We start from the raw sequence: 7,505 nt of genomic DNA on the forward strand, positions 1-7,505 counted from the left end.
CGAAACAGCGGAGATCCCCACCATGGATCTACTATATGCCAAGCCTGCCGACCCGACACTCACGGCTTCCGGACCGGCCGTGCGAACTGCCTACAGCGGACGTCAGGATCCTTCCGCTGCGGCGACAGAACTTGGCATATCGCTGAAGCATGCCGAACTGGGCTTCGTGCTGTTTTTTTGCAGTGCCGAGTATCCGCTGGACAGGCTGGGGCAAGCCATGACCGACGTATTCGGAGATGTGGCGGTCGTTGGCTGCACGACTGCTGGCGAGATCACTCCCAAGGGTTACTGTCGAGGCTGCATCGTGGCGATCGGTTTCGACCGGCGCTATTTTTCCGTCGCCCATGCCCTTATCGATGACCTGGCAGGCTTCGACTTGATCCAGGCGCAGCGGCTCACCGGCAAGTTGCTCGAAGACTGCCGTCGAGAGGCGCCTGGCTGGGACGGTCAGCATTTCGTGATGACGCTGCTGGATGGGCTTTCCAGCTGCGAGGAGCAAGTGCTGGCCACGCTGGATACCGCCCTTGGTAGCATTCCCAGCTTTGGTGGGTCGGCCGGAGATGACAATCACCTGGCACATACCCATGTCTTCAGTAGCGGCGGTTTCCACAATGAATCGGCCGTCATAGTGATGTTTCAGACCTGCCTGCCTTTCGAAGTTTTCACCGCGCACCACTTGCAACCTCGCGAACACAAGCTGGTGGTGACGCATGCCGATCATGAACGGCGCAGGGTGATAGAGCTGAATGCTGTGCCGGCTGCCGAGGAGTATGCCCGGCTCGTTGGCATGCCGCTGGCAGACCTTACTGCGGAAGTCTTCGCTCGCTACCCGCTTGCCGTACGTATCGGCGAGCAGCATTACGTGCGCTCCATTCAGGGAGCGAACCCGGACGGCAGTCTCAGCTTCTACTGTGCCGTTGAAAACGGCATCGTCCTGACTGCCATGGAGGCCGCGCCGCTGCTGGAGCAGCTCGAAGACGTTCTTGCCGGGCTGCGTCAGCGCCAAGGCGAACCCGCTCTCATACTCGGCTGCGACTGCTTTCTTCGCCGGCTCGAGCTGGAGAGCCTGAATCAGGTCGAGAGCGCCTCCTGCCTACTAGGACGCGCTGGCGTCATTGGCTTCAATACCTACGGGGAGCAGTACCATGGCATGCACCTCAACCAGACCTTCACTGGCGTTGCCATTGGATCTCGCCCATCCCTCTGAGCGCTCAGGAGAGGTCGGTGACAGGTGCCTCGCTCTCGAAGAGGAGAATGCTCGGTTGCGGCGTATCTGTGCTGCCTTGATCGAGCGGGTGGAGGCCGGCGGTTCGTTGGGCGGTGCTCCTTATGCTGCTTTCGAGCATACCGTCCTGCTCGCAGAGCAGGTGCGAGAACGCACCGAGACCTTGCAGCAGACGCTGCTCGAACTACATAAGGCCAAGGCCGAAGCCGAAGCGGCCAATCACTCCAAGACACGCTTTTTGGCGGCGGTCAGTCATGATCTGTTGCAGCCGTTGAATGCGGCGCGCCTCTTCACAAGCGCTCTGGAGGAGCATGTCCTGCCTGCAACGTCGCGACGGCTGGTGGGCAATGTCGGCCGCTCGCTGAAGGATGTGGAAGCCTTGTTGGGAACGCTGGTGGATATATCGCGGCTGGATGCAGGCCTGCTGAAGCCAGACAAGGCGCCCTTCCGCGCAAGTGAGCTACTCGATGTCCTGGCCGAAGAGTATCGTCAGATGGCGTCGGCGCGGGGCCTCGAATTTCACTATGTGGCTTGCGATATCGTCATAGAGTCGGACTTGGCACTGCTGGCGCGAGTGGTACGCAACTTCCTTTCCAATGCGCTTCGCTATACCCCGCAGGGGCGTATCCTGCTCGGTTGCAGGCGGCGCCCGGAAGGACTCGAAATCGCGGTGGTGGATACCGGGCCCGGCATCGAAACGGCTCAGCAGGAGGCGATATTTCTTGAATTTCGTCGGCTCGGTGCTGGTGCGGATGAGCATGATCGCGGTTTGGGACTCGGCCTGGCCATTGCAGACAGAATATCTGCCATGCTGGGACATGCGCTGCGACTGGCGTCGCGTCCCGGGCATGGCTCGGTCTTCTCCATAATGGTCCCCTATGCGACGACCTTGCCCGCAAGAGAGCGCTATTCCGTGCCAGAGATCCACAAGGACTTGTCGAATCCGCTGGCGGGAGTATCGGTTTGGGTCATCGATAACGATGCCGCTATACGTGAAGGAATGCTCGCCTTGCTGGAAGGGTGGGGCTGTCGAGTCGTCACAGCTGCATCGTTGGACGAGCTCGAAGGAAAGGGGCTAATCGATCGGCCCGATGCATTATTGGTCGACTATCATCTTGGCGATGATGACGCCCAGGATGGGCTGGAGGTGGCGAGTCGGTTACGCAAACGCTTCCCCGAACTGCAGGTGATACTCATCACCGCCAACCATGATGCCGCTTTGAAAGGACGGGCCCGCCGGGAGGGAATCGACTGCCTGCTCAAACCCTTGAAGCCGCTGCGCCTGCGCATGCTCCTGCAGCAGTGTCTTGCATCCCCTGGCTCTGTCATATGTGAGTCTCAACACCCCTCGAGTTGACCATGGTCAAGAAACATCCAACTTGAACCTGAACTCTTTGCTATGGCTCTCTCCCTTTCTGTACGTTGCCTACAGGTTTTCAGTCTCTTTTGGCTGGAAATGAGTGCAAAGGGGAGAACATGGCTATGAAGAGCTCTTCCAGGCGGCTTTCCCTAACGATCCCGAGCCCATATCGGTAGAGAACTATGGCGCGGCACTGGAATTCTATCAGGCTACGCTCCGTACCCCGTCACCCTTCGATGCATGGCTCGAAGGGGATGATGACGCATTGAGTGAGCTTGAAGTGAAGGGGCTAGACCGCTTCATGAACGTCGGCTGTGTGGGCTGCCACAGCGGCAATCTGGTAGGCGGAACCATGTTGCAGCGTTTCGGCGTGATGGAGAACTACTGGGAGCATACCGGCTCGCCGGAAATCATGTCGGGCCTGATGACGGTGACCGGCGAAGAGCGTGATCGTTTCTTCTTCCGCGTACCCCTGCTGCGCAACGTGGCGAAGACCGGACCCTATTTCCATGATGGTTCGGTCGACAACCTGCGTCGCGCGACTGCAGTCATGGCACGGGTCCAGCTCGGCCAGGATCTAGACAGTGAAGCGTTGGATGAGCTGGTGGCTTTCCAGGAAGCGCTGACAGGGGAGATCCCGGTCAATTTTCATGCGCCCGAGGGGGTTCCCTTCGAACTTCCGGAAGGTGTCAAAGCCGATTGATTAGGCGTGGTGATAGAGATGGGGCCGGACGCCTAGCGACCGGTCCCCGTTGTCTTGACTCTACCCACTAGATCCCATCGTATCCAGAACCCAGCTAGCCCCGATCCTCGTCCTCTTGATAAGCCTTGAGCCCACCCTCGAGATTGACGACCTTGTAACCCATTTTCTGCAGGGTATCGGCAGCCAGGGCACCCCGGTTGCCGCCGGCACAGTGGCAGACGATGGGCATCTGCTTGTCGGGTACCACGTCGCTGATGTGCATCTCAAGAGTGCCGCGGCTGATATTCACTGCACCTTCGATATGTTCCTTTTCGAACTCTTCCTTGTCGCGCACATCAAGCAGAAGGGACCCCGAGGCAACCAATGCCTTGGCTTCGGCGGGCGAGACTTGTCGGATGCGTTGCTTGGCCTCGTCGGCGAGCTTGAGAAATTCTTCGGAGTGCTTGGCCATGGCAATTCCCTCACCTATTGATCGACGGAGGCTGAAGGCCGAACGGACCTCCAGCCACTGCCAACAATGTAAGGGAAATCAGGCCTCGGGTTCTATGCGGTAGACCCCACCGTCGCTTTCGTCGGTGACCACGTAGAGCATGCCGTCGGGGCCCTGGCGTACATCGCGGATGCGGCCCAGCTCGTTCTCGAGCAGTACCTCCTCATGCGCGATCTCGTTGCCATCCAGCACTAGGCGATGAAGTCGCTCGGCATAGAGAGCACCTACGAAGAGGTTGCCTTGCCAGCCGGGAAACTCATCGCCGGTATAGAAGGCGAGGCCGGAGGGGGCCAGGGTGTCGTCCCATACGTGGACGGGCGGCGTGACACCGGGCGCCTCCTGGCCGATACCGATGAACTCGTCGGTATCGTACTCGGTGCCGAAGGAAACCTGGGGCCAACCGTGGTTGTTGCCGGCTTCGGCGATGTAGAGCTGCTCGCCGCCCCCGGAGGGACCGTGATCGATGGCCCATAGCGCACCGGTTTCGGGGTGTAGTGCCAGGCCCTGATTGTTGCGGTGACCGTAGGAGAATATCTCTGGGCGCAGATTGCCGGGTTCGACACCGATGAAGGGATTGCCCTCGAAGGCGCCGCCATCCTCATGCAAGCGGATGATCGAACCGCCCGGGTCGGTGAGATCCTGGGAAGGATAGCGAATCCCGCGATCGCCTATGGAGAACATCACGCTGCCGTCGCCGGGAAAGACGATACGCGAGCCGTAATGGCGGCCGGGTGCGGTGCGTGGCACTTGGGCGTAGATCGTTTCGAGGTCGGTCAATTCGCTGCCGTCGTCACTGAGCCGTGCGCGGGCCAGGGCCGTGCCGGTGCCGTACTCGTCGTCGCCCATCACCGAGTCGTCGTCGCCGGGGCTCGAGTAGGTAAGGTAGATCCAGCCGTTGTTGTCGTAATCGGGGTGAACGGCTACATCCAGCAGGCCGCCCTGATTGCCGCCCTCTGGGGCCGTGCGTTGATCCTCTTCGGCATCGATCTTGGGCAGGTTGCCGACTTCGGTCACTTCGTCACCGTCTACCAGATAGAGCTGGCCGGGTCGCGCGGTGACCAGCATCCGTTCGTCGGGTAGCCAGGCCACCGCCCAAGGGTGCTCGATGCCGCCGACCACCTGGGTGACCCGCAGATTGACCTCTTCCGTTTCCACCCCGGTGGCGACTTCTTCATCAGTTACCTGAACGTCGGCATGGGCCAGGCCGGTTGCGGAAAGGCTGAGCGCGATGGCGAGGCTGAGTGGGGTGCGAGAAAAGCGAATCTGGGAGTTGGGTCCGTGCAGATGCATATCGCTTGGCTCCTTGCTGGCGAGGAAAAGTCTTGTCTGGCACAGGGGCACCAGGGCTTTTCCCAGCGTAGGAAAGCCTCATGGGTTCCTCAAGGTGACTTCAGCCGGTGGGAGATGACCAGTCGCTGGCCGCCACGATGGCCTGGACCCTACTGGTGACGGAGAGTTTACGAAGAATCGCCGAGACATGGGTCTTGACGGTGGTTTCCGCGATATCGAGCTCCCGGGCGATTCGCTTGTTGGAGTGGCCACGCACCATCAAGGCCAGTACCTCGCGCTGCTTCTCGGTCAGCGAGCTGATATGGGCGGAAATAGCGGCGTCCGGCTGGCGTCGGGCAGGGGTGGTGGGCGGGCGACGCATGATGTCGGGGGGAAGGTAAACCTGTCCTGCCAGCATATGGGTCAAGGCGTCGAGAAGAGCAGCACGGGGAGTGGACTTGGGAATGTAGCCCACCGCCCCCTGGCCGATGGCATCCAGCACGATGCGACGATCCTGCTCGGCGGAGATGATCGCCACAGGTAACTGAGGAAGTGACTCACGTAGCTGGGCGAGCCCGGAGAGCCCATCTGCATCGGGTAGGTCGAGGTCAAGCAATAGCAGATCGATGTCGGGATGGCACCTAGCCTGATGCAGGGCGCGGGACAGACTCTCGGCTTCCAGCAAGTGGCAGCCTGGCAGTCCTTCTTTAATTACGGCACCGATGGCTTCACGGAATAGCGGATGGTCGTCGGCTACCATAAGGGTATGTGTCGGGGGCATCGCTGGCCCTCTCTCCGTTCACTCTCTCCTCCCAAGGGACGAGCCCGTCTCCTGCCACGGGAGTATGTCGCACTTTGCATTTCTGACCAACACTGGATATTGCACCTACTCATAACGATAACGTAAGGAGCAACGCCATGATCTACGCCAATCCCGGTCAGTCCGGTTCCGTCATCACCTTCGAGCAGCGCTACGGCAACTACATCGGCGGAGAGTTCGTCCCGCCGGTCAAGGGTCAGTATTTCGACAACATCAGTCCTGTCAACGGCGAAGTCTTCTGCCAGATTCCCCGCTCCACCGCCGAGGACATCGAGAAGGCCCTGGACGCTGCCCATGCCGCCGCTCCCGCCTGGGGCAAGACCTCCGCCGCCGAGCGCAGCAATATCCTGCTGAAGATCGCCGATCGTATCGAGCAGAACCTGGAAATGCTGGCAGTGGCCGAAACCTGGGACAACGGCAAGGCAGTGCGCGAGACACTGAACGCCGACCTGCCGCTGGCCGTCGACCACTTCCGCTACTTCGCCGGCTGCATTCGTGCACAGGAGGGCACCGCAGCCGATATTGATGCCAATACCGTGGCCTATCACTTTCATGAGCCGCTGGGCGTAGTGGGGCAGATCATTCCGTGGAACTTCCCATTGCTGATGGCGGTATGGAAGCTGGCCCCCGCGTTGGCTGCCGGCAACTGCGTGGTGCTCAAGCCCGCCGAGCAGACGCCAGCTTCCGTGCTCGAGTTGATGAAGCTGGTCGGGGACCTGCTGCCGCCGGGCGTGGTCAACGTGGTCAACGGCTATGGCGCCGAAGCGGGGCAGGCCCTGGCCACCAGCAAACGCATCGCCAAGATCGCCTTCACCGGCTCCACTCCGGTAGGCGCGCACATCCTCAAGTGCGCCGCCGACAATATCATTCCCTCTACCGTGGAGCTGGGCGGCAAGTCCCCCAACATCTACTTCGCCGATATCATGAACGCCGAGCCTGAGTTCATCGAGAAGGCCGCCGAAGGTTTGGTATTGGCGTTCTTCAATCAGGGTGAAGTGTGTACCTGTCCGTCGCGGGCGTTGATCCAGGAGAGCATGTACGACGCCTTCATGGCCAAGGTCATGGAGCGGGTACAGAAGATCAAGCGCGGCAATCCGCTGGATACCGACGTCCAGGTCGGGGCTCAGGCCTCCCAGGAACAGTTCGACAAGATCATGTCCTATATGGACATTGCCCGCGAAGAGGGTGCCGAGTTCCTCACCGGCGGCGACAAGGAGAGCTTCGACCCCGCCTACGACAAGGGGTACTACATCCAGCCGACCCTGCTCAAGGGCAACAACAGCATGCGCGTGTTCCAGGAGGAGATCTTCGGCCCGGTAGTCGCGGTGACCACCTTCAAGGATGAAGAAGAGGCGTTGGCGATTGCCAATGATACCGAGTTCGGGCTTGGCGCCGGCGTGTGGAGCCGCGACATCAACGTCGCTTTCCGCATGGGGCGCGGCATCCAGGCCGGGCGCGTGTGGACCAACTGCTACCACCAGTACCCGGCGCATGCCGCCTTCGGCGGCTACAAGAAGTCCGGGGTCGGCCGCGAAACCCACAAGGTGGCCCTCGAGCACTACCAGCAGACCAAGAATCTGCTGGTGAGCTACGACATCAACCCGCTCGGCTTCTTCTGAGCCACAGTGCCGCCCGGCC

Annotated in this window: 7 protein-coding genes; 4 read left to right on the forward strand and 3 right to left on the reverse strand. The window is 60.7% G+C overall.

Features of this window, described 5'->3' with window-relative positions; all coding sequences use genetic code 11:
- Positions 1 to 22 precede the first annotated feature (22 nt).
- The 3 genes from nosP (at position 23) to AC2VNO_RS14495 (ending at position 3,288) form a co-directional block, all read left to right on the forward strand.
- Complete coding sequence (nosP, locus tag AC2VNO_RS14485; RefSeq protein WP_486934790.1) at positions 23 to 1,207, forward strand: nitric oxide-sensing protein NosP; 1,185 nt, start codon at positions 23 to 25, stop codon at positions 1,205 to 1,207.
- On the forward strand, positions 1,146 to 2,582 hold the full coding sequence (locus AC2VNO_RS14490) for an ATP-binding response regulator (RefSeq protein ID WP_486934791.1): 1,437 nt from the start codon (positions 1,146 to 1,148) through the stop codon (positions 2,580 to 2,582). Before nosP ends, AC2VNO_RS14490 begins: the two co-directional genes overlap by 62 nt.
- A gap of 103 nt (positions 2,583 to 2,685) precedes the next feature.
- Entirely contained in the window at positions 2,686 to 3,288 is a 603-nt protein-coding gene (locus AC2VNO_RS14495) for a cytochrome-c peroxidase (protein ID WP_486934792.1), read from the forward strand.
- Positions 3,289 to 3,382: 94 nt separating this feature from the next.
- Here AC2VNO_RS14495 and AC2VNO_RS14500 read toward each other — a convergent pair whose 3' ends face one another.
- The 3 genes from AC2VNO_RS14500 to AC2VNO_RS14510 form a co-directional block, all read right to left on the reverse strand.
- Complete coding sequence (locus AC2VNO_RS14500; RefSeq protein WP_486934793.1) at positions 3,383 to 3,739, reverse strand: rhodanese-like domain-containing protein; 357 nt, start codon at positions 3,737 to 3,739, stop codon at positions 3,383 to 3,385.
- A 78-nt stretch (positions 3,740 to 3,817) separates the two neighbouring features.
- Positions 3,818 to 5,068: a PQQ-dependent sugar dehydrogenase gene (locus AC2VNO_RS14505; RefSeq protein WP_486934794.1), complete on the reverse strand. Its 1,251-nt coding sequence runs from the start codon at positions 5,066 to 5,068 to the stop codon at positions 3,818 to 3,820.
- Between the two features lie 100 nt (positions 5,069 to 5,168).
- Positions 5,169 to 5,828: a LuxR C-terminal-related transcriptional regulator gene (locus AC2VNO_RS14510; protein WP_486934795.1), complete on the reverse strand. Its 660-nt coding sequence runs from the start codon at positions 5,826 to 5,828 to the stop codon at positions 5,169 to 5,171.
- 137 nt (positions 5,829 to 5,965) lie between these two features.
- On the opposite strand from AC2VNO_RS14510, the gene exaC reads away from it, so the two are divergent.
- On the forward strand, positions 5,966 to 7,486 hold the full coding sequence (gene exaC, locus AC2VNO_RS14515) for an acetaldehyde dehydrogenase ExaC (RefSeq protein WP_486934796.1): 1,521 nt from the start codon (positions 5,966 to 5,968) through the stop codon (positions 7,484 to 7,486).
- The last annotated feature ends 19 nt before the right edge of the window (positions 7,487 to 7,505 follow it).

The sequence above is a fragment of the Halomonas sp. TH-94 genome, from assembly GCF_057473365.1.